Origin of the sequence: Paenibacillus ginsengarvi (genome assembly GCF_003626695.1) — a bacterium.
GTDB lineage: Bacteria > Bacillota > Bacilli > Paenibacillales > NBRC-103111 > Paenibacillus_AB > Paenibacillus_AB ginsengarvi.
The window spans coordinates 193419-217190 of record NZ_RBAH01000013.1 but is presented as its reverse complement, the minus strand read 5'-3'; the positions used below and the strand labels follow the sequence as shown (position 1 = coordinate 217190).

General features: G+C 54.7%; 16 protein-coding genes and 2 pseudogenes. 9 read left to right on the top strand and 9 right to left on the bottom strand.

Annotation, left to right across the window (positions count from 1 at the left end):
* Positions 1-288, bottom strand: a pseudogene (locus tag D7M11_RS37150) (IS4 family transposase); the annotation flags it as partial.
* 290 nt (positions 289-578) lie between these two features.
* Between D7M11_RS37150 and D7M11_RS38115 the strand changes: the two are divergent.
* The 3 genes and pseudogenes from D7M11_RS38115 to D7M11_RS18900 all read left to right on the top strand — a co-directional run bounded on the left by D7M11_RS38115 (position 579) and on the right by D7M11_RS18900 (position 1931).
* On the top strand, positions 579-770 hold the full coding sequence (locus D7M11_RS38115; RefSeq protein ID WP_205127078.1) for a transposase: 192 nt from the start codon (positions 579-581) through the stop codon (positions 768-770).
* A gap of 163 nt (positions 771-933) precedes the next feature.
* Positions 934-1248: pseudogene (locus tag D7M11_RS37140) on the top strand (transposase); the annotation flags it as partial.
* Between the two features lie 314 nt (positions 1249-1562).
* Positions 1563-1931 carry a hypothetical protein gene (locus tag D7M11_RS18900; protein WP_205127077.1) on the top strand — a complete coding sequence of 123 codons (369 nt, stop codon included), beginning with the start codon at positions 1563-1565 and terminating at the stop codon, positions 1929-1931.
* A 224-nt stretch (positions 1932-2155) separates the two neighbouring features.
* On the opposite strand, the gene D7M11_RS18895 is transcribed toward D7M11_RS18900, so the two are convergent.
* Positions 2156-3463, bottom strand: coding sequence for an ABC transporter substrate-binding protein (locus D7M11_RS18895; protein WP_158606713.1), 1308 nt, complete (start codon positions 3461-3463; stop codon positions 2156-2158).
* Positions 3464-3636: 173 nt separating this feature from the next.
* On the opposite strand from D7M11_RS18895, the gene D7M11_RS18890 reads away from it, so the two are divergent.
* Entirely contained in the window at positions 3637-4677 is a 1041-nt protein-coding gene (locus tag D7M11_RS18890; RefSeq protein WP_120748797.1) for a LacI family DNA-binding transcriptional regulator, read from the top strand.
* A gap of 175 nt (positions 4678-4852) precedes the next feature.
* On the opposite strand, the gene D7M11_RS18885 is transcribed toward D7M11_RS18890, so the two are convergent.
* The 4 genes from D7M11_RS18885 to D7M11_RS18870 form a co-directional block, all read right to left on the bottom strand.
* Entirely contained in the window at positions 4853-6277 is a 1425-nt protein-coding gene (locus D7M11_RS18885) for an MDR family MFS transporter (RefSeq protein WP_420818434.1), read from the bottom strand.
* A 345-nt stretch (positions 6278-6622) separates the two neighbouring features.
* Positions 6623-7390 (bottom strand): delta-lactam-biosynthetic de-N-acetylase, encoded by a 768-nt coding sequence (gene pdaA / locus D7M11_RS18880; RefSeq protein WP_120748795.1) that lies wholly within the window; start codon positions 7388-7390, stop codon positions 6623-6625.
* A gap of 131 nt (positions 7391-7521) precedes the next feature.
* On the bottom strand, positions 7522-9807 hold the full coding sequence (locus D7M11_RS18875) for a hypothetical protein (RefSeq protein WP_120748794.1): 2286 nt from the start codon (positions 9805-9807) through the stop codon (positions 7522-7524).
* Positions 9808-9841: 34 nt separating this feature from the next.
* Positions 9842-11143: an ABC transporter substrate-binding protein gene (locus D7M11_RS18870; protein WP_158606712.1), complete on the bottom strand. Its 1302-nt coding sequence runs from the start codon at positions 11141-11143 to the stop codon at positions 9842-9844.
* Between the two features lie 315 nt (positions 11144-11458).
* Between D7M11_RS18870 and D7M11_RS18865 the strand changes: the two genes are divergently transcribed.
* The 5 genes from D7M11_RS18865 to D7M11_RS18845 all read left to right on the top strand — a co-directional run bounded on the left by D7M11_RS18865 (position 11459) and on the right by D7M11_RS18845 (position 17932).
* Positions 11459-12889: an extracellular solute-binding protein gene (locus D7M11_RS18865; protein ID WP_120748792.1), complete on the top strand. Its 1431-nt coding sequence runs from the start codon at positions 11459-11461 to the stop codon at positions 12887-12889.
* 85 nt (positions 12890-12974) lie between these two features.
* Positions 12975-13655, top strand: coding sequence for an HTH domain-containing protein (locus D7M11_RS18860; RefSeq protein ID WP_120748791.1), 681 nt, complete (start codon positions 12975-12977; stop codon positions 13653-13655).
* Positions 13656-13764: 109 nt separating this feature from the next.
* Positions 13765-14859 (top strand): ArsR/SmtB family transcription factor, encoded by a 1095-nt coding sequence (locus tag D7M11_RS18855; RefSeq protein ID WP_120748790.1) that lies wholly within the window; start codon positions 13765-13767, stop codon positions 14857-14859.
* A gap of 34 nt (positions 14860-14893) precedes the next feature.
* Positions 14894-16666 (top strand): ABC transporter ATP-binding protein, encoded by a 1773-nt coding sequence (locus D7M11_RS18850; protein WP_120748789.1) that lies wholly within the window; start codon positions 14894-14896, stop codon positions 16664-16666.
* A 78-nt stretch (positions 16667-16744) separates the two neighbouring features.
* A complete protein-coding gene (locus D7M11_RS18845) occupies positions 16745-17932 on the top strand; it encodes a hypothetical protein (RefSeq protein WP_120748788.1) in 1188 nt (395 codons plus the stop codon).
* A gap of 6 nt (positions 17933-17938) precedes the next feature.
* Here the strand turns inward: D7M11_RS18845 and D7M11_RS18840 are convergent, their stop codons facing one another.
* From D7M11_RS18840 to D7M11_RS18830, 3 genes are all read right to left on the bottom strand, one after another.
* A complete protein-coding gene (locus tag D7M11_RS18840) occupies positions 17939-18667 on the bottom strand; it encodes a class D sortase (RefSeq protein WP_120748787.1) in 729 nt (242 codons plus the stop codon).
* An 89-nt stretch (positions 18668-18756) separates the two neighbouring features.
* Positions 18757-19836 carry an LPXTG cell wall anchor domain-containing protein gene (locus D7M11_RS18835; RefSeq protein ID WP_120748786.1) on the bottom strand — a complete coding sequence of 360 codons (1080 nt, stop codon included), beginning with the start codon at positions 19834-19836 and terminating at the stop codon, positions 18757-18759.
* The gene (locus D7M11_RS18830) at positions 19833-23333 is read right to left on the bottom strand and encodes a collagen binding domain-containing protein (protein WP_476703836.1); all 3501 of its coding nucleotides are present in this window, start codon (positions 23331-23333) and stop codon (positions 19833-19835) included. Before D7M11_RS18830 ends, D7M11_RS18835 begins: the two co-directional genes overlap by 4 nt.
* Between the last annotated feature and the right edge of the window lie 439 nt (positions 23334-23772).

Genomic DNA, 23772 nt, shown 5'->3' with positions numbered 1-23772 from the left:
CACCGACAAGCATAGCGAATGAAGAAAATCCCGCCATGCAAAGTGCGGATGGTTCAAGAAACGGTAAACGACATCCTTGCCTGGCAAAGAAGATCCGCGGCTGCTTTCTAATAAACGAAACCAATTCCTACCCTCAAAGACAAGCGAAAACAGCAACTGAAAAACAGCAAGTGCAGGGAGACCAAAAGATTTTCGAATCCCCGCCTCGCGAAGCAACTTGCCGATTTGAAGAGAATGGAACACGGAAGAAAAACGAGACTGGTCAGATAGGGAACGATGGTGTACCATTGAGATTACACACCTTTCTTTGTTTGCATGGTTGCTCGACACTTCCATGATATCAAACAAAGAGGGTGTTTTTTTGTCAATCAATAGAAAAAGAGGCTTTGGCTCTTAGAACCACAAGGGATTCGACCTATTTTGTTGCTGCGAAAGTTGAATAAATTATATTATTGGGGTTTGGTCTTTGTTCAGACTTGGCCTCAAGGAATTAAAAAACTTCTTCAAAACCGTTTCTTCGTCATCTAGAGCGTGTCTTCAAACTATAAATCCATCCTGAAACATGGTAAACTTCTCCTATGAGAAGACGATACGAAATACGAGATGATCAGTGGAATCAAATTAAAGATTTACTACCACCAGAACGTAAACGTCAAGGCGGACGAATTGCGAAAGACAACCGTATCATGTTGAACGCTATGCTTTGGGTTGCGAGGTCCGGAGCACCATTGCGAGACCTACCCGACGTTACGGCTCATGGAAGACGGTAAATACGCGTTTCCGTCGCCGGCAGATTGCGGGCATATGGGATGAAATCCTGAAGCATGTTTCCGTTTCTCCTGATTTTGAACATATCATGATAGATGCCACCATCGTCCGCGTTCACCAGCATGGTTCGGGTTCAAAAGTGGGCAACAATTCCAAGCAGTCGGACGCTCCAGAGGCGGAATAACGACCAAAATTCATGCCATCATAGATGCACTTAGTAATCCGCTACGCTATGAACTGACCGCTGGCAATAGCCACGACTGTGTGAAAGGCAATGAAATGCTTCAAGATATGGATCTAGCCGGCAAGACGGTGATTGCCGATCGAGGTTATGACATGAACAACATTCTGGAACTCATTGAGAAGCAGCAAGCGATCGCCGTCATTCCGAGTCGGAAACTTCGAAAAGTCCAGCGAAAGTGCGATTGGTGGCTTTACAAAGAACGCCATCTTGTGGAATGTTTATTCAACAAACTTTAACATATCGCAGACTGGCTACTCGTTGCGATAAGCTCACCTGTACTTTTGCGGCCTTTTTATTGCTGGCCTCTATTTTGTTATGGTTAAATTAGGTTTGAAGACACACTCTAGTCGGGGATACTTTAAATCAAGATCCCTGATTCCCCTGTGATTAACCGCAGCTAGTCTATGTAAATATCCAATTTTAGATCCATATTGATAAATAGTTGGACGATTTAGCAAGAGTCGCAAATGAGTCAACTCCAAACAAAAACAAAGTCAGGCAAATTTTTTTCATGGCTGACCTTGTTTTTTTTGTATATTTGTTCAAAAAAATGAATATACTAATTTTTCTAATATATTCTGGAACAATCCGTTTATCGAATTATGAAACAAATCTAATTAATTCTGGAATTTCACACAAGGAGAAAGGATGCGGCGATGATCGCACGCCGATCGTTACGTCCGATGCGGTCAAGAAGGAGCTGGGCAAAGACTCCGTATACAAGGATCGTAACTGGAATGCGCTCGTCGAGTACAAATTCGCGCCGCTTGCGCTCAGACCGGCCTACTATTCGCAGCTTAATGCGATCTACCAGAAGTATTTCAAAGCAGCCTCTCTTGGAGAGAGCGATTTGAACACCGCGTTGCGCTCGGCCGAGGAGGAAGCGGCTAAAGCGATCTCCGAATTCAAGAATAAATAATACGGCGAAAATCCGGTATGGCCGGGGAAGGCGGCTAGAAATGCGCCTCCCCGGCGACTCCGGAACACTTACACCTGTGCATACAACCGCCGCAGTTGCGGCTGCCTCGGGATTTTACAAGGGCTCGAAGGCGATATTATTCTGAATCGAAGTATGGCTGCCCAGAACTTACATTCGCATCTTTGTAATTGCAATCGTTTACAAATCGCATCGAAGCTGCCAATTTACTTCCGCGGCATTTCCGCGATCTTCCGGTTAATTTCTTCTTCCGTTTCGCGAAGAATCGTATTGACGTCTTTGGCGCGGGTATAAAAATCTTTGCCTAACGCCGTCTTGTAAAAGACGTCCTTGGCGATGCCGTCATACGGGGTCACGACAGCCGGTTTCCCGATTTTGTCCTTCAGAAAAGCCCCCATATTTTTCCCCGCTACTCCCGGCAAATCCGCCGCATACACCTGCGTTGCAGCGGGACTGTTCACGATCGGCACCTTTCCCTGTCTTGCCTTGGCTACCTGCACTTCTTCCGACAGCAGATAAGCAATCAGCCGGAACGCCTCGTCCTTATGCTTGCTGGTCGGAGGAATCGCATAAAACGGCGCTATCATCTGCGTTCCGCCGCTCGGGTTGTCGGCAAATTGGGGCAGCGTGGTTACATCCCAGTTCAAACCGTTACTCGCCGCGGCTTCGACTACGGACGATACAATATTCGGGCCGGTCCACATGGCAATCGTCTGTTCCTTGTAGAAGGTCAAGCTTTTGTAGTCGTTATTCGGTAGAAAATAAAATCCGCCCATAACGTCCAGCCATTTTTTCCATTCCGACGTATTGATCGCCGCTTTGTTCGTCTTGGGATCGACGAAAGGAAGACCGAGCTGGTTTTTCCATACCAGATTCTGATGCTGGAACATAAAGCCTTTATACTCCGTACCGCCTTCGATTCGGGATACTTTGCGCGCCAGCTCGGAAATCTGTTCCCAGGTCATCCCGTCTTGCGGATAGGTCACGCCGAACTTGTCGAATATCCCTTTATTGTAGAAAAGAACGTTGCTGTTCAGCTCGAACGGCAGCAGCAGCACCTCGCCCCGGTCGGAATACGACCGCACACCGTCCATCACGCCAGGAATAAACCGGCTTTCGTCGAACTTGTACTTCTTCATCAGCGGAGTCATATCCGAAACAAGCGCATAGTTCTTCAAATCCCAGAACGAGCCGAGACTGAACGAGAGGAAGTCCGGGATCTCCCCGACGGCCGCCAGCTGATCCATCTTCTGTTCTTTCTCCAGCGTTACTTTCAAGGTTACGTTCGGAAACTTGCTGGCAATCAGCTTCTGCTCGATCTCCAGCCACTTTGTGTTGTCGTTCGTATAATAGTGCAGCGTAACCGGTTCCGGGAAGCCCGTTTCGGGTGCGGGGGCCGTTTCGCTTCCGGCAGCCTTCCCCGGATCGCCTCCATTTTGCGAGCAGGCGGCCAGCAGAGCCGCGCCGATGGTCAGTACATAACCCGCTCGATACCATCTTCTCATTTTCGCCATTCGATTCTCCCCTTCTGATTGTACTTCCGCCAAGTCCAAAACAAGCCTGCGCCAAGTTGTATTCATTCCCAAATTCAAATTGATTGTATTGAAATAAAAGCTTCATTTCCAGTTGAAAAATACTTCAATTTTAACTACAATCAAATTAGAAATTGAAATAAAGGAGCTTCAACATGCGGAGGAAGAAAACGGTAACTTTGCAGGACTTGTCCGAGCAGTCGGGGCTTTCGGTTCATACGGTGTCCAAAGCGCTTCGAGGTCTGCCCGGCATGTCGGAGGAGACGCGGAATCATGTCCATAAAATCGCGCGGGAGATCGGGTACCGAAGCAAGGATCAGGAACGCGCTCATGCGGTCGAACGGATACCGGTGCATCCGCTTAAGCCTTTAAGGTTCAAAATGGTCATCTCCGACAGTACCCAAACGTTTGATATGATCCATCTGATATTAAGCGGACTTCAGGAGAAGCTGTCGGAATACGGCCACTCGATCGAAACGGTGACGATCCCGTATCGTCTCGAAAACAAAGCCACACTTGCGAACTGGGCGAAAATCCACCAATTGGAATATTGCGACGGTATTTTTATTACGCCTATGATCGGCCAGGAGCAGGAGGCGCATTTGCTGCGCTATGCGATTCCGCGCATCCTGATCAATTTCCCCGGACCGGCCGCCAAGGTCGATAGCGTCGCTTGGGATGTCGGGACAGCGATACACGAATCGGTGCGTTACCTGCGGTCCAAGGGCCATACCCGGATCATGTACATCGGCAAAATCGGCCATCACAGAGGGTTTGTATTGCGCTGGCAGGCGTTCGTGGCTGCGATGAACGAAGCGGGGATCCTGGCGTCCCCGGACGATCATATGACAGGAGGTTTGGAAGGGCAAGTCAATTGGAATCCGCAGTTAATCGAAAAGCTGAATCATTTTGAGCCGACGGCCATCTTAAGCGCAATCAATCACGATCTCGTCTGGATTTATAACGCTTGCAGCTCGATCGGCAAACGCATCCCAGACGACATTTCGCTCATCAGTCTCGCCCATGCCGAGAATCCCTTCGTGCCGGAACTGACGCGGCCGCTGCTCATGATTCGCGAATCCGGAATCCGCGCAGCCGAGCGAATGCTATGGCGAATGGCGAATTCCCACCTGCCTTACGAGCATATTTTGCTCCAGGGAGGTTTTTATGAAGGGGCCACGGTGAAGTCGTTTTGAATCCTACGAGAACCCCACAAAGTGGAGTTTAGGCTTCGAAGCTTATTCCAAATACTTTGTGGGGAGCCCCGAAACTTATGAATTCCATAGAGGTAACAAAAAAGGAACACCTGACCGCCGTATAGGCAGATCGGTGTTCCTTTTTGCGCGGGCGGGCTGCCCGGCCTTTTGCCGTTTAGGCATGTGGCGCATGGGACGATTTGACGCGCTTCATGAACAGCGACAGCACCACCGCGAGTACGGCAAAGCCGAGGCCGTACAGGAAGGCATTGTGCACGCCGGACGCCATCGCCTGGGCGATTTGGCCCGGATTGGCCGGATCGGTCGAATTTTCGAGAAAGTGACGCTGACCGGACGTCATGATGCCGATGAAGAAAGCGACGCCAATCGCTCCGGCTACCTGCTGCAGCGTGTTCAAGATCGCCGTTCCGTGCGGATAATATTGCGGCGCCAGTTCGTTCAATCCGTTCGTCTGGGTCGGCATCATAATCATCGAGATCGCGACCATGATACAAATGTGCAAAATGAGAAATACGGTTTTGGACGTATCCACCGACACCTGCGTAAAAAACCACATGATGATGGCGAGAAACACGGTGCCCGGAATGACGAGCGCGCGCGGACCGAATTTGTCGAACAGCTTGCCCGTCACCGGCGAGATGAAGCCGTTCAGCAAGCTGCCCGGCAGCATAATCAGGCCGGACGCGAATACGGTCATCCCGAGAGCGCCTTGGAACAGGAACGGCAGCAGGGCCATCGTCGAAAACAAGGTCATCATCATAATGATCAGCATAAGGGCGGTCAAGGTGAACATCGGATAGCGGAATGCCCGCAAATCCATAAGCGGCTCCCTCACCTTGAGCTGCCGGATCGTAAACAGCAGCAGCGAGATGCCGCCCACGATTACGGTGCCATACACGGATGGGCTTGACCAGCCGCCATGTCCTTCACCCGAGCTGCTGAACCCGTATACGATGCCGCCGAAGCCGATCGTCGAGAGCAGAATGGATACTACGTCCACCTTCGGCTTCGTCGGCTGCGACACGTTTTTCAGATAAATGGAAGCAAAAATAATCGAGAAGACGGCAAACGGCAGCACCATGTAAAACAGCCAGCGCCATTCGAGCGAATCCAGAATAAGACCGGAAAGCGTCGGTCCGATGGCCGGCGCGAACATGATGACGAGGCCGATGCTCCCCATCGCGGCTCCCCGCTTCTCAGGCGGATACAGCACGAGAATCGTGTTCATCAGCACCGGCAGCATGAGGCCGGTGCCCGCCGCCTGCAGCAGACGGCCTACGAGCAATATCGAGAAGTGCGGCGCAATGCCGCAAACGAGCGTCCCGATTGTAAATAATGACATGGCGCCCAAAAACATTTGCCGCGTCGTAAACCATTGCACGAGCAGCGCCGAGGCGGGCACGAGCACCCCGACAACGAGCATATAGCCGGTGGCCAGCCATTGCATCGTAGGAGCCGACACGTTCAGCTCGACCATTAGCTCGGGAAAAGCGATATTTAGCAGCGTTTCGTTTAGTATCGAGAAAAAAGCCCCGATAAGAAGCGAAATCAAAATCGGCAGCCTTTTGACGCCCTGCAAATCGAAAGGCGCCGGAGCCGATGCAGCATGATCGGTATTCAAAAAAGTTCCTCCTTTTAAAATGGGCAACCTTCCCCAGACACGTCCCTATTGTAGCATGGAGGGCGCGAAACGGTTTCTTATCGATTGCTAAAGTTTGTGTAAACCTGAACTCGAAAAAACGGCGCAGCTAACATTTTAATACAAATGAAGCATTTTTCAAAATGAGGATATCGTTATAGCCAAACTTTCCTTCTTTGATCTTTTTTAGTATACCCGTCAAAGCGGACAACCTCTGTCATATTGAGCTTTTTGCAGAAAAACGAAAAACTGCCCGGATACCCGGACAGTTTCCTGCTTGCCTGTTCAAGTTTGATCGAGCCGCTTGAACTCGTAGCCTTGCGCACGCGCCTGATCGATAATATCGCCCATCGCATCGGCGTTGTCTTTGGACACGGAATGGAGCAGAATGATCGCGCCGGGATGCAGCTGGCTGACCACTTTATCGTAGGCGTAGCGGGCGCCCTTTTGGTTTTTCGGCTCCCAATCCACGTAGGCGATCGACCAGAACACATTCGTATACCCGAGCTTGCGGCTTACATCAAGCACACGGTCGTTAAAAATGCCGCGAGGCGGACGCACGTAGCTCATCTCCGTCTGCCCGGTAATCGCCGCAATCTGCTGCTTGACCTTATCCAGCTCGGTCGCCATCCGCTCATCCGAAATTTGCGTCATATCGGGGTGACTCCAGGAATGGTTGCCGATCAGATGCCCTTCTTGCACCATCCGCTTCAGCAGCTCGGGCTGGTCTTCGATATAGTGGCCGGTGACAAAAAATACAGCCGGCACATTTTTGGCCTTGAGCGTATCGAGAATTTTCACGGTATGCCCGTTCTCGTAGCCGTTGTCGAACGTAAGGTACAGCGTCTTCGCTTCACCTTCCATGCGGAAGAGCGCGCCGTTCTTGGTCAGTACTTCCTTGAAGCCCTCTTCGTCGATCGAAGCGGGGGCTCCGTTTTTGCTTTTTTTGAAGCCGAAATGATACGGTCCGTCGCCTTGCGCCAGCGCCGTCCCGCCCCATGCCGCAAGCAGCATAAGCAGCAGCAGCGCCGCTTTTACAGGTAAACGTTTCATTCGCGTTTTCGCGTGCCCCTTTCCGGTTCACAAGTTTTGGTGATCGTTCCAGCTTTCTGAAGCTTTCCCGCGAACGCCGAAATGTATGCGAAACATGCAAAAGAGCCCGGTTCGGGCTCTTTATGCCTGACTTAAACTTGCGGCAGCAGACGCAGCAGCCGGGCCGCGCCGGCTTCCAGCCGCAGCTTCCAATACCCCTCCGAATCCGGCCGGATAGCCGCTTCGCTCGCCACATCGATGCCAGCCGCGGGCATCGCAATCGCCCACTCTTCGTCCGATTCGCCGAAATTGGCCGCCAGCATATACATGCCGCCGTTCGCCCCCCGTACCGTTACGCCGCGAAGATAAGGGGAATCCGAGTCAATCGCGGACAAGAGACGGCTGTCGCCCGCCAGCTTCGCCGTCTCGTCGCAGGTTTTGCCGGATAGCATGACGTAGCCGGTATCGAGGATCGTATCGCCCGCCGCATACGATTGCAGCTTGGCTGTACATGGTCCGGCGATTACGTCGGCATAAAGCGTCCGCTCCATGCCCGTCGTCTTCGGACCGTCGGATAAGCCGATCTGCCTGAGGCCCGGCCGGCTTATGGCGATTTCGTCCGTACCGTAAATGGCGATGACGCCAAGCTTGTTGTCGACACAAAGCCACCTGGAACCGGTCGGCACGATCTCCTCGGCGCTTCCGTAGCCGTGCAGCAACAGCTTTCCGTTCGTCGTATAATAAGTCCGGTGGTTGCCGTTGAACACATCGTTCGGCATAAGCAGGTTCAGTCCTTTGACGGAACGGATAAACGTTCGCTGTTTGACCGCTGTCGCCTGCTGCAGAACAATCATTGTCGCATCGTCGGGCAGCGCCGCGCAGACGATCCGGCTCCGGGCCATATCTTCGTCCTGCTCGCCCTCGCCGAGCAGCGCCATCGTCCGCACCGTGGTGACGCCCGAGGTAAGGAAGCCGCCGGGGAAGGAACATCCCGCGTGCTTTTCCAGCTGCTGCTTCGTTATTTGCCCGAGCCCATGAAGCCGCGCGGCCATATTTTCCTTCCATTCCGCCATATCGCTTGCTTCCGGCGGCAAGCACAGCCCTTGCGGCTTCTCGGCCGCATCCCATACCCAGGAAGCGATTCTGCGTTCGCCGCGCTGCAAGTAAGCTCCGTGATAGTCATCGTGCCACGCCCCGTAAGCAGTAACGGAAACCGCCTCCGTCGCTGCCGCGCTCGCAGCCGGAGCCTTGCATTCCCCGCCGTCGCGCTTCTCCAGTACCATATCCCGCCATGCGAGCGCCATGGACAAGACGCACGCCCGGTCCGACTCGAGCCGGGTGAAATACAGCGGCGACGCCTCTTGAAGCGACCGGCAGCGATAGGACAGAAACGTCCCGTCGCCGCTCGCTTCCATTTCCGACTCGATCTGCGCCAGCCATCCTGCCTCGAAGCCTTCGCAGTCCGGGTCGCCCGCGAGGTCCGCCGCCATGTGCCACACCGGAATGACGTAATCCTGGCAGTACGTGTAGCGCACTCTCGTGTCGCCGCCGATCCGCGCGAGCCTACCGTCCGGAAACGTGCACAGCTTGACGACGTCCCACAGCTCACGCCAATGACGGTACAGCGATTCGGGCGGACGGAAGCCATTTCGTCTGCAAGCGAAGTGGTACATAGCCATGTTCGACAAACAGATGACCATATAACCGACATTCAAATAGCCGTGATGGTTAAGCGCATAGGAGGAGAAAAAATTCGCCCCCGCATATCGCTCGGCGATCCGTTTCCCGTCCACAATCTCGCCGCTCTCGGCATCTTCCGGCACCGATATCGCATTCACCAAAAAGACGCTACCCTTCTCCCGGTATAACGCCGCTCTCGGGGCGTCCGGGTACATCGCCGCCGTGCGGTGCAGGAAGGCGCCGTTCCACAAATTGCTCTCCGGCTTGTTGTTCCCGTCCTTCGCGTATAAGCCGGCTACGATCTCGTAATGCTCGAGCAGCCAGTCGCTTTCGGACAGCAGCACCGTCCGCAGCAGCGAGCGGTCCTCTGCGGTCATAAAAGGCTCAATCGCCTCTACCGCATGCATCATCCGCTCCGTACCGAGAACGCTGATCCAGGTATGCCCCCATGAGGTGCCGTCCGTGCACGTATACGTCCCTTCCTTGTGCGTATGCAGGCAGTAGCGCAGCAGCCGCAGCGCGGTGTCCAACACGTAGTCGCGGCTTCGGCCAGCGCGCGCTTCGTCGTACCCCGGATGCGCGGCCAGCATCGCGAAGGCGGTGAACGCCTTCTGGTTCGTTTGCACGCCCCATGTATTGACACCTGTGCCGTAGCAGGTCAGCTCCGGCCGATCCGGACAAACGTACAAATACGGCTTCGCCCCGCGAATCCATCTCTCCAGCAGCCTTACGTACCGCCCCGTTTCTACTCCGCCCATTCTCCATGCTCCCTTTCGCGCCGAAATCCGCGATTTATTTTTTCAGATTGGCAATGGCTTTGTCCGCCGCTTCCTCCATCGCGCGTAACGCCGTATTCAGATCGGTTTCGCCCAGCATTAACTTGATGATTTCCGAGGAATACGCTTTCTCTACGGGACCGTCATAGATCGTCCGGGGTGAAATCGGAGCGAACTGATCGTAGAAAGCCGCTTTTACATTTTTCCCTGCGTATGGCGTATCTTTGGCGAACGCGTCCTTCACGCCTTGTGTCTTGATAACCGGCAGCGCGCCCTTCTTCGACAGCTCGGTCTGGTATTCGTCCGACACCAGATACTGAATGACGTCCATCGCCTGCTCCTTATTTTTGCTGATCGCCGATAGGCCGAAGTAAGTCGGGTAAGATTGCGGCCCGGTGTTCGGCTTCTCCTTGAATACGGGGTAGGAAACCGCGTCCCAATTGAGCGACGAAAAATCCGGGTTGGTGTGGGTGTTGGCCAGCGCAGCCAGCATCGCGACGTCTTTGTTTTTGACGAAGGCGTTCACGTCGGGCACTTTATTTTCCTTTCGCACCTTGTCCTTGAACGTTTGCGTTTCCGCCATCCGCATATAGACCTGGTAAAGCGTTTTCCATCCCGGGTCCGAAATCGCCGGCTTTTGCGTCTGCGGATCGACAAAAGGCAAAGAGAGCGAGTTGGTCGTGAAAAAATGGCCTAGGCCGAGTCCCGCATATTGGACCGAGCCGTCGGTGCGCGAAAGCCGGGTATTCAGATCAAGCACGTCGTCCCATGTCATGCCGTCCTTCGGATACGTGACGCCGAACTTGTCGAAAATATCTTTGTTGTAGTACAACATGACGGTATTGTTGAGTACCGGAAGCGCATACATTTTGCCTCCTCCGGACATGACCTTCATCGCATCGAGCAGAGTCGGCTCGATCCGGCTCGTATCGACGCCCCTCAGCTTCATCAGCTCGGTCATGTCGTATTGCAAGCCGTATTGCATCGGTCCTTGCGGGAATAAGCCGACCGATTCCCAGACGATGTCGATCGCCTGTCCGGCTGCGATCAGATCCGGATATGTCGATCCCTTAGCGCTCTGGATGTAAGTGAACGTATGCTGAGGAAATTTTTTGCGGATCGCATTTCCGAACCGTTCGTCGAATAACGCCTCGGTCCAGCCGCTCATCGAATGGATGACGAGGTGCGCCGGAGGCGCTTCCTTTTTCACCGGTGTGGCGGTGTCGCTCCCCATATTTGCGCTCCGGCTGCATCCGGCCGCAAGCGACGCACATAAGATTCCGGCGGTAACCGCTGCTGCGGCAGTGCGGTATCGCATTTGCATCTCTCCTTTTCTTTTTTAATTCCCCTTGATTCCCCCGATTCGACACAACCCGGCATAAGATCAGCTCTACTTACCAGATCATCCCTTATCCATTATGTAATTCCCCTTGATGTACAATCATCATAAATCGAGCGAATCAACGTGTCAATCTAATTATTTTTGTTCCATAGCGATCCGCTCGGCCCGCTAGTTCCGCGAAAGGGAACCAATGTGCTGTACAATCGGCTGTTTCATTTGCTATCATAAACCATAGCCCATTCTGGAAATACGCATCAATTCCTATAGATCAAGCAAAGGTTGGAGACGTGAATGAGCACTACGGAATCCGGCAGAAGAACGTTTCGTTCCCGCTTGAACGAAATGATCGATCAGCTGCGCGACGGGATCGCTACCGGCAAATATAAACACGGGACGTATCTTCCTCCCGAAAAAACGCTCGCCGCCCAGTTCCGGCTCAGCAACAAAACGGTCCGCAAAGGACTTGAGCTGCTTATGTCCGAGGGGCTTATCGAGAAAATACCGCGTGTCGGCAGCATGGTGACGGCCGCTCCTCTCCTGTCCGAGGCGGAGCCTGCCGTTACGATCGTAATGGGCTGTTATTCGACGAATGAAAAGACACTGATCTTGTCCCCGCTTCTGGACGACTTCCACAAGCTGCATCCTTCGATTCGCGTTGAGGTTGTCGCTCTTCATTCCAGCAGCCAGTTTATGGAGACACTGCGCCCCTGCCTCGACAATGCCTTACTGGACGTGTTTACTGTTAGGGACTGGCACTTTAGCGAAATCGCCGACGGCGGCTTCGCGGATTTGCTCTTACCGCGTTCAGGAAGCGAGCAATATTATCCGTTCCTCGCCGGTTCGTTTACCCGCGGCGGCGTGCTGTACGCCGAGCCGCTATCGTTCTCGCCCGTCGTGCTCGCCTACAACAGGAAGCATTTTCGCGAAGCCGGCTTAATGGAGCCGGACGCCGGCTGGACATGGGACATCGCGGCGGCGAATGCGACAAAGCTGACGGTTCCCGGACAACGCTTCGGCCTGCATTTTCAGGTACATATGGACGACCGCTGGCCGATCTTCCTGCTGCAAAGCGGGCGGCATCTACCGTCCGGCAGACCGCAGGATGGCGAACAACGCAAGGTAGTGAACTGGATGAGCGGCATTCGAATCAGCAAAGACATCATCGGGAATCAGGCTCTCTTCCCCCATCCGCTGTACGGCTCCGACAACGATATCGGCACCTTGTTCATGCAGGAGCGCACTTCGATGATTATGACCGGCTACGAGTCGCTGAACCGGTTCGCCGCCACAGGCATCGAGTACGATATATCGTCCGTGCCGTACATCAGCGATCCAAGGACCCTTATGACCGTTACCGGAATAGCCGTAAACAAACAGTCCAAGCACCGGACGGAAGCGGATTGCCTCGCCGTTTACCTGGCATCGCCCCGCGCCCAGCGGCTGCTTCGCGAGCGCACCCTATGCATCCCGGCCCTGAAGCCTGCTGCGGAAGCGCCGGTCGCCGCGGTTGATACGCTGAACAGGCCGTCCCGCTTCCAGCTGTACCGCGACATAATCCCGAGCTTCCGCAAGCTCGGCGAGCTGCAGCTCCCTCCGGGCGGGCTTCGGCCGCTGCATGAAGCGATGAAAGATTATTGGACCGACTCCATCGACGAAACGGCGCTGCGCGTTAGGCTGGAGACGATCTTGTCCGCCCCTGCCGATTGCCCGGTCCATTCTTGACCGTTTCCAGTCGGTCTCCGCGGCATTAGGCGCGTGCGGAGGCCGGTTAGCCGCAATTGGAACGACCTGACGGGAGAGATGCCCGATGAGCAACTGGCACCGCCTGCTATGGATCGACAAACAAATTCGCGAACGCCGTTATCCGAACGGCCCCGGTATCGCGGAGAAATTTAACATATCCGTCCGCCAGGCGTCGCGGGATATCGAATATTTGCGCGACTCTCTGGAAGCCCCGGTCGTCTACTGTCCGAGGCGCAAAGGGTACCGTTACGAGGAAGCTTCGTTTCAATTGCCGGCAACTACGATTACGGCGGAACAAAGACTGGCGCTCCGGCAGCTTTCGACCTATTTCGGCATGAAACCCGAAGAAGACCAATTCGGTCTCGGCGAACTGTTCCGCAGGCTGGAACGACTGGCCGGAGACGGTGCTCCCTCTGCGGCGTTATCGCTGCCGGACGCTGGGCGCCGGGAGACGGAGCGGCACATGGAAAGCGCGATTCAGGCCGCAGCAACAGCCGCTGTTATGCCGAGTTCGGAGCCGTACTACGCGGACATCCAGTTCGAAGCAGCCGGCATAGCGGAAGCCTTTCGATTGGACGCGGTCGATCTGGGGAACCGTACGTTTCGCGTTCGGTACGACAGCGTAGAGCGTTTGATCGGCTTTCTGCTATCGATTCCGTACCCGTTTCGCGTTTTGTCGCCGAGCTGGCTCGGCACTATGATGAAGTTTAGGCTGGAAAAAAAGCTGCGGGCCATGAACAGGTAATGATTGACAATCCCATGGACCCGTAGTATCTTTTGATGTAATAGTTAAATATAAATTTAACTAATTAAATTATAGTTAAATATATTTTTAATAAAGGAGTGTGCACTAAATGCCTCCCCCTTCTACTCGGCCCGATCTTACGTTTGTGTTTAACCCTCTGTTTGAATATTGGACTGCGCTCTCCATCATTGCCAATCAAGCCCAGGTCCGCCAAGCTTTTCAGGAGCATGGGGAGAAGCTGGAACAGATCGGGCTAATCGAGCGAATGGACGAACATCTGTCCCGTTTTATGCGGGATGAGCTTGTTTACTTTTTCGGACATGCGCCAAACCAAACGCCGCTGGGCGATGAAGCGATCGCAACCGTTGCGTTTGCCAGTCCGTCTCCGCTTGCCGTCCCGGACGGTTTGCACGCCGTGGAACAGCTTGCCCCCATACCGTTAGTCGCCCAAATGGTCAAGTCCGTATTTAAGCAGCAGCTCCCCGCCTTGCTGGCCGGCCGGTCGTGGGAGGAAACGCGTAACGACCGGGATTTTCTGTTACATGTGCTGGATCAGGCCGCTGCGCCGGACCAACAATTAGCCGGCCGGCTGCGCGAATGCTTGAAGTTTCCGGACGAAACGAAGGTCCGATTTTTGATGCTGCTGAGAACGTTTTACGAGCATGTGTACAAACCGCTCGAGGAACAGATCGCCCTCTTATCCGGAAAAGGCGCTGAGAAATATAACGATTATTACAAGCAGCACCCCGACCATTTTCTCGAAGCATACTTGATCGGTATATCAGAAGACGCCCTTGTGCGGCCTACCCGGATTCACATCAGCCTATTCGATCAGGCGTGCAGCGACATGCATTCGCATGTTCGGCAGGATGAGGCGCACAACTGGATCCGGATAGGGGTTCATCTTGACCGATTTCTCGGCGGCAAGCCGCAGCGCAAGCAGGCGGAGCTGTTTCTCAAGCTGCTCTCCGACCCGAAACGGATCGCGATTATCGAGGCGCTCGCTCAGCGGCCGTGGTACGCTCAGGAGCTGGCGAAGAAGATGAATTTGACTCCGGCGGCGATTTCCTACCATATGAGCTTTTTTTACGGGCTCGACGCGGTGCGCATACGCAAATCGGAGCAAAGGCATTATTATTTGCTGGATAAAGAGAAGATGCGAAGCTATTTCGCTTTGACGGAACAAGTGCTGCTGCAAGATTGACCAGTCGCGGGCCAATACGATTGGAGGCGTTCCGATGCCCAAGCGCGTGAGCAAGCCGGTATTCGTTCAATTGCTGCTGCCCTATGTCGGGCGATTTTGGTTCATCTACTTTTGTTTGGCTCTAGTGTTGCTTGCCGGCATCGCCGACGGATTGCTGTTTACGTGGTTTTTTCAGACGATTACGAACGCGGCGGTCAGCGGGGATGAATCAACGGTACGTACCTATTTCGCACTTGGCTCTATCCTTGTTATTGTCATGATGACGGTGCAGTATATGAATATGTACTTGGAGTCGCTGGCAACAAGCAAGGTCAAAACGAGCCTGGCAAACGATCTGTTCGCCCACCTTATCAAGCTGCCCACCCGGTATTATACGAGCCATCATTCGGGGGATCTCGTCGCCCGAATGACTCAAGATGTAGGGCAAATCGGCGGAGCGATCGGAGGAAATCTGCTCAGCTTGATCCGGCAGCCTTTATGGGCGGCAGCCTCGTTTGCCTATTTGGTGACGATCCATCCTCCGCTGGCGTTAATCGCCCTTATGCTGGGTCCGCTCACTGCGGTGCTGGCCCATAGCTTCGGCCGGCTCATGCGACGGAACGGGCGACACATTCAAGAGCTGACTGGCAAACAAACCGAATATGTAAACGATTCGTTCGCCGGGCATTTGGTCATCCGAGCGTTCGGACTGGAAAGCGATCGGTCGCGGGGATTTCGCAGGCAAAATGATAGGCTTCGGGGACTTCAGTTGAAAGAGGGACGATTGAAGGCGGGCTTGCAGGCTGGCTCGACCGGAATCAGCATCGCCGCCCAAATCATAGTGCTAGGCATCGGCTCGCTCCTCATCGTTCGCCAGGAGCTGTCCATCGGGGAACTCGTCGCTTTCATTTCGCTGACTCAGGGTCTGATCGGACCGTTCTCGAGCATGGCCGGGACGTGGGCGGGATTTCAGCGGTCGCTCGCTGCGGCGGAGCGCATTTTTCAGGTTATGCGGGAACCGGCAGCCATTCAGGCTCCCTCCGCTGCGACGGACAGCGCGCCAGCCTTGACGGACGGAATCCGTTATGAGAACGTTTCCTTCGCATACGATACGAACCGTACCATACTGAAACATTTCGATTTGTATATTCCCGCCGGCAAAACAGTTGCGTTCGTCGGACCAAGCGGAGCAGGCAAAAGCACCGTTTTTAATCTGACGCTTGGTTTGTACGAGGTAAATGCCGGGATGATCCTGATCGACGGACAAAGGCTCGGTGAATCGGCAGACCGTAAGCGGAACTATCTCTCTCTCGTGCCTCAAGAGACGTTTCTGTTCAGCGGTTCGATCCGCTCCAATATCGCGCTAGGCCGAAGCGGAGCAACGGATGAGGACATTACCCAGGCGGCTATAGCGGCGGAAGCGCACCGGTTCATCATGGAGCTGCCGCAAGGATACGAAACAGAGGTCGGTGAACGGGGAATCCGGCTGTCCGGCGGACAAAAGCAAAAAATCTCGATCGCCCGGGCGCTGCTTCGGAACGCCCCGGTGCTGCTGCTGGACGAGGCGACCTCCGCCCTCGATTCCGAATCGGAGGCTTCGATTCAGAGGGCGCTGCGGACGCTGATGCAAAACCGGACTACGCTCGTTATCGCGCACCGGCTGTCGACCGTTCTCGATGTGGATTTGATCGTAGTGATGGATCAAGGGCGGATCGCCGAAATGGGGAACCACCTTCAACTGCTTGAGCAAGGCGGCCTGTACGCCAGCATGTTTGCGATTCAGTATAGAGAGTACATGAAAGCCCCGGCCGTCCAAGATTTAGTCTAGCGCTGCAAACGGGTAGGACACTATATGGCGTACCGATCCTGTATACTGGATTCAAATGGGCTGAGGAGCGTGAACGGGTTGGCTATCAAGCACGAGAAGCTTTTGTGGCGTCCTTTCTGGGCGACGCATATCGGGGCGATCAAAGGGTGTACCGACTTTCTTGGCATCGGAATGTCCGACGCCTGGTTATCCGGCGGCAGCGGCCACGCGTTCGTCCTGAACGTAAACGATACTGTATCGGCAGCAGGTCCGACAGCCTGGAATACGGAAATGGTAAGGCTGCTGGGCCACAATCTCGGCTACGGCATCTCCGGGGTATTTGCACGGCGAAGCGACCCGCAATTCCAATCGAAACAAAAGCTGGCTTGGGAAACGGCGAAGCAAGCGCTCGACGACGGACTTCCGTGTTACGGCTGGGAGCTCGGCCTGGCCGAATATTATGTCATTAACGGCTACAATCAGTACGGCTACTTTTATTCCGGAATCGGGACGGCTGAATACAGGTTCGATCTGGTGCAGGAGAGGAGAGCCGAACTCTCGGACGGCCTGTTTTCTTCCGCGCATCGGCAAGCTTTCTCCATGCGGGGCTTCGAGCTGTCCGGACATGTCCGCATTGAACGCCGTTTCGGCTGCTGGATTATTGTCGATGAGGCAAACGGCGACCGTTTTTCCGTGCTGGAGGATGCGAACGGCAGGCTGATGGTTCACGGCGACTATGCGATCAGCCAGGGTTTCAAGCAATGGGACGATTTGGGAGCGGCTCAAACCGGCCTGCTCGAGCTGTATACGGTGGAGCGCGCCTACAGCTCCGACGACAAAGCCGTCGTCAAGGAGTCGCTCGAATTCGCATTGGAGTTTGCCAAAGCTCCGCGCAAATGGGTAATGGAAGGGTTTCATACGGGGGACTCCGGCTATGGCACGTGGATTCGCGCCTTGGAGAACCACCGTGCCGACGGCTTCGGAACCGCGTACAATGCGGCGTGCTGGCAGGAGAGCCGTATGCTGGCGGCGTTGTTTCTGAAGGAGGCGGCCGACCGGCTTGGCGAGCCGTATGCCGACCGGCTGCGGGAAGCGGCGGACTGGTACGATACGGCGGCGCAGCAGCTGGACGTCGTCGCGAGGCTTTTTCCGTTTCATACGCGAAAGTTTCAGCATATTCGCGAAGATGAAGCAATCCGCGATGCGGTCCGCGCGTTGTCCGAAGCCCGACATGCCGAGCGGCGGGGGATGGAGAAGTTGGAGGGTATCGTAAAAGTTCTGGGATAAATACATCTATTCCATCTTCGCATGTACAATAAGACGGTGTGTTGCATTTACGACCGGATCACACGTAATCAAAGTAAGCCGCTTCTCCTTCCCGTCGCTCTCCAGCACGGATACATCGTCGGGCGCCACGAGCAGCGTCTCGTAAACGGTATACTCGTATGTCGCGTTGGCCGTTCGAATGAGAATCGAATCGCCCACTTTCACTTCGTCGAGACGGTTAAACAACCGCCCCTTCGTGCGCGCCCGGTGCGCGGCGATGGCGGCGTTACCGACTTCGCCGAGCGGTGCGGTCTCCGTCATATGGGTGGCGGCAGCGCTCATATTCGCTTCCGTCGCTCCCTCCAGCACCGGGAGCTTGACGCCGATCGAGCCGATTTCAATGACCGCGATCGCTTTCTCTCTCGGTTTGTCGGCCACAGCCTGCGGCGCCGCTTCCCGGACGTCTGCTTCGTTTGCAGCGGCGGGCACGGGGAGCGCAGCCGCTTCCGTTTCGGCCGGCACGGAGGGCTCGTCCTCTTCGGGACGCGTGCTTACTTGCGCGAGCAGGTTGGACACGCGCTCGTAGCCGGAGATAACCGAAGTATCAACGATGGCCCCTTTCGGCTGCACCAAATGATCGGCCTCCCGCAGCAGCTTGTTCATCTCCCAGTCCGACCGCCATTCCATCCATTTGGGCGCAACCAGCACGACAAGGCCAAGCACGATCAAGCTGTACGAGAGCACTCTCCATCTCATGTGATTTCCCTCCTTTGCTTCGATTATACCGGTAAAACGCGGCTCCCCTTATCCCGACAAGTTTAAGCAGGACAAGGGGAGCCGGCCGCTTACAGGCCTTTTTTCGATTTCATGCTTTTGCGTCTGGCGTAAAGTCCGGCAGCGATCAAAGCAATACCTGCGATGTACATCGGCAAAGGATTCGCCTCGCCGGTTTGCGGAAGCGCCGGAACCGCTACTTTTGGAACTCCGCCCTTCGGCGTTTCCTCATCCACGATTTCGATCGAAGGTACTACCGGCGTTGGGGCCTCAGGCTCCTTCGGAGTTACACCGCCTTTCGGCGTCTCTTCCTCATCGATTTGGACCGGAGGCACCTCCGGCGTTTTCGTCGAAGGCTCTTTCGGAGTCACCCCGCCCTTCGGCGTCTCTTCATCCGTTACAATCTTTTCTCCGGTAGGCGTTTCCGGCTTGCCCGGATTTACCGGGGTTCCAGGATTCGAAGGAGTGTCCGGATTGCCGCCCGGTTCCTCTGGATTGCCACCCGGATTGCCCGGATTGCCTGGCTCCACCGGCGTTTGCTTCTTGCTGTTCGTTACCGTTACTTTCACGGCGGACGAACCGATTGTCACTTCGTACTTCGCTTGATCGATCGCGTAGCCGTTCGGAGCCGTCAGCTCTTCTAGGATATAGTCGTCGTACGGCAGATCGCTGAACGTCGCTTTGCCATCGGCATCCGTCGTTTGCACGAGCCGCGCTCGCTTGCCCGCTTTGTCGTACAGGGCGAACTCCGCTCCCGCCAGCACCTTCGCCGAGTCGTCCTTAGCGACCTTCGTCACTTCCAGACTTCCCTTCGGCTCCACCGGCGTTTGCTTCTTGCTGTTCGTTACCGTTACTTTCACGGCGGACGAACCGATCGTCACTTCATACTTCGCTTGATCGATCGCGTAGCCGTTCGGGGCCGTCAGCTCTTCCAGGATATAGTCGTCGTACGGCAGATCGCTGAACGTCGCTTTGCCGTCGGAATCCGTCGTCTGCACAAGGCGCACACGCTTGCCCGCTTTGTCGTACAGAGCGAACTCCGCTCCTGCCAGCACTTTCGCCGGATCGTCCTGAGCGACCTTCGTCACTTCCAGACTGCCCTTCGGCTCCACCGGCGTTTGCTTCTTGCTATTCGTTACCGTTACTTTCACGGCGGACGAACCNNCAGAGCGAACTCCGCTCCTGCCAGCACTTTCGCCGGATCGTCCTGAGCGACCTTCGTCACTTCCAGACTGCCCTTCGGCTCCACCGGCGTTTGCTTCTTGCTATTCGTTACCGTTACTTTCACGGCGGACGAACCGATCGTCACTTCGTACTTCGCCTGATCGATCGCGTAGCCGTTCGGGGCCGTCAGCTCTTCCAGGATGTAGTCGTCGTACGGCAGATCGCTGAACGTCGCTTTGCCATCGGCATCCGTCGTTTGCACGAGCCGCGCACGCTTGCCCGCTTTGTCGTACAGGGCAAACTCCGCTCCTGCCAGCACTTTCGCCGGATCGTCCTGAGCGACCTTCGTCACTTCCAGACTGCCCTTCGGCTCCACCGGCGTTTGCTTCTTGCTATTCGTTACCGTTACTTTCACGGCGGACGAACCGATCGTCACTTCGTACTTCGCCTGATCGATCACGTAACCGCTTGGTGCTGTAAGTTCTTCCAGAATGTAATCGTCGTACGGCAAATTCGTAAACGTCGCTTTGCCGTCGGCTCCCGTCGTCCGGGTAATAGGCGCTAGTTTGCCCGCCTTGTCGTACAGGGCGAACTCCGCTCCCGCCAGCACCTTCGCGGGATCGTCCTTAGCGACCTTCGTCACTTCCAGACTGCCCTTCGGCTCGGCCGGTGTTTGCTTTTTGCTGTTCGTTACCGTTACCTTCTTCACATTGCCGTCTTTCACAATGGCGGAATCGATCGTTACATCCCGCTTGGCCTGGTCGATCACATAACCGTCCGGGGCGGTAAGCTCCTCCAGCACGTAATTATCGTACAGCAGGCCGGTGAACAAAATTTTGCCGTCCGCACCGGTCGTCTTCACCTGCGGCGCCCGGCTGCCCGCCTTGTCGTACAGGGCGAACTTCGCGCCAGCGAGCACTTGCTGCGGGTCGTCCTTAGCGACTTTCGTTACTTCCAGACTGCCCGTCACTCCGCCGCCGGAGCCCGAACCGGACGAAGTGCGCACGACAATATCTTTGCTCGTTTCGCGAACCTCGGTTGTCAGGCGCTCTCCCTCGAGCGATACCGCGTTGCTCACCATCTCTTTGTCGGCAGCAGTAATGAACGACTGGTATTCCAAAATGTACAGCGAAGCAATTTCTTTGGTGAACACAATCTCGAACGTTTCCTGATTGCCGCCAGCATTTTTGATCGTCAGCGTATAATCCGTTCCTTTGACCAGCTCGCCATCCTTGACCACGGCGTTTTTGCTGTCGTACTTCGTTGCGAACAAATGGAACGAATCTTCGATCAGAATCTGGTTGGCGCTCGGCTGATCGATAATTTTCGCATTAGATACATAAGACTGCCCTTCGTTGATCCGGATCGTCCAATCGATTTTGTTGCCGTTTTGCGCGCCGCTTTTCGTCACATACTCGCCGCCGTGAGGAACAGTAACCTTGGCGCTCCACTGCGCTACCTGCGTGGCCCCGTCCTTCAGAACGGCGACGTTCTGAATCTCCTTCTCGATCAGCGCATCCTTCAGCGTCGTCTGGAACGTAATCCAGTACGGCGAGTCGATCGGGCCGAGGAAGCGAACGGACAGCTCATTGCCGTTTGCAGCCGACGGAGGCGTTACTTCATACAGGCTAGTATCGACCGCGTTGCCCTTCGATACGCCGTTGCTGGATCCGAGCAAATTCATCTCGTATACTTTTACGGAGTTCGGCACGAGAGCTTGCCCTTGCTTCAGTACGTCGGTCACGACCGCCTGGGCGATCGAATCCAGATTGTAATTCAGCATGACATCCCATGTAATGATTTTGTTAACGGGATCGTATTTGCCACTTTTGGCGCCGTTATTTTGCGTATAGGTGTCCGGGTTAAAATTGGCCGAGGACTCGACAGGCCCTTTCGCCTTGCCGCCTTCTACCCAAGTTACGATCGCTTTGTTCGTGATGGCTTTATTTTTGTCCGTTTTCCAGTCCAGGTCGAATTTCGTGTCGAACGTAATGACATAAGGCTGGTCGAGCGTTTTCGTGAACTGAATGTCAAAGCCGTTACGGTTGTTAGCAGCGACGAGCGTGTAATCGCCCGGCTGATTCAGCACCGTCTTGCCGTCCGCGCTTTTGATTTGCAGCGTTCCCGGCACGAACTCGAGTCCGCCATTCGTAAACGTATCCTTCAGCAGCACACTATCCATGCTGTAGTAGGTGCCATCCGGCTTTTTGTCGTTATTGACCGTAATTTTCCACGATGTCGTTTTGGTCTTGTAGTTAGCGCCCGTATTCTGCTTCACGACAATTCGGCTGGACAGCGTGACGCTCGACTCTTTGGACACGTTCCCGGCCGTCGTTACTTTGTTCACGATCTTCTCGTTCGCTTCAATCCGTTGAACCGGCTTCGTTTTATACTTGATCGAATACGGCGAGTTGATGTCGTTATTGAACTGGAGCGTAAATCCGTTCGCCGTTTCGGTCAGCGTATAGTCGCTTGCCGGAACGATATCGCTCGTATCCGCCTTGTACACAGTGAACGTGCCCGGCACGAGCGTTTGACTGGCGTTGAACGTATCGGTTAAGTAGGCGTTAGCTTTCGTTATGTTTTTTTCGCCGAAATTGTACTTGATGACCCATGTAATGATACCGGTTTGCAAGTCGCTGCTTTCATACCCTTTGGTCAGCAATTCGCCGCGCTGAATCGTTACCGTCGAGGTAGCGGTCGCATTCGCCATACTGTCGCCCGAAAGCACCGCCGTATTCTTGAAGTCGCTTTGCTCTCCCGTTACTTTCGTCGAAAACTGCACCTGATACGCTTTGCTGATCGTTTCGTCAAGGAACTTCAGCTTGAACCCGGTACCGCTGCTCGTATCAACCGAATACAGGCTGGGATCGGCAAGCGCGCCCAGCACGGTTGTCCCGTCGCCGTTCACTTGCAGATGGTACATCTTCACCGAGCCCGCAATCAGCTCCAGACCGGCCGGAAGCGTATCGGTCATGACGGCATGCTTGATTTTGTCGAGCGTCTTGTTTACCTGGACCGTCCAGTCGATCTGGTCTTTGCCGACCGCAATGCCTTGCTTGTCAATGACTTTGCCGGTTTGAGGTTTCAAGTTCACTACCGCAGTCTGCACGCCGCTTCTCACCGGAATGGCGATCACGACCTCCGTGCTGCCCTTGATCGTCTGCAGGCTGAACTCGGTCCGAACTTCCAGCTTGCCGCTTACGTTGGAATGACTCTCCACATAGTCGTTGAAGGTCATAACAACCTTGCCGCTGCGATCAACCGTGAAACTGCCGACCGTGCCCTGTCCGCTTACGAGCGGAGCGGATATGTCCGTATAAATCTCGAACTGGGACGGCAGGTTGAATGTGAAGGTGTCGCCGTCCTTGTAGCTATGGCCGTTCGGAAGCTCCCAGTCATAGCTCAGTCTTACGGCCGCGCCTACATTCAGCTGACTGCCCGGATTGTACACGGCATCGATAACCGTACCGGCATCGTCCATTATCGTCAGCTTGGTCAAAATGCTGCCGGTGTTGACGCCGTAAACGGAGCCGTACACCGAACCGTAAACGGAACCATACACCGAGCCGCTGCCCCACAAAGCTCCGCCAAACAAGGCCTGAATAAACAACATAATGGCAAAAAACAAAGAACCGATTTTCTTTTTCATAACTATTCGTTTCGTCTCCCATCACCTTTTTCCGCGCACCCGGAACAGGTGCGTACTCTCTCATGTGCCGGCGCCGTCAATCTGTAGCAGCACTAGTGAGCGGCTGGACTTGATGACAGCGCGGAAAAAACGTACATAACCTCCTTTCACCCGAGCAATCTGCTCATCAAATGGATACTCGATTTCTTGCAGTATAGACCTCGAATCTGTACAATTTCTGAACAACTGGAAAAAACCCCGGACCTTATGGTCGGGGCTTCCCAGGCTGCAC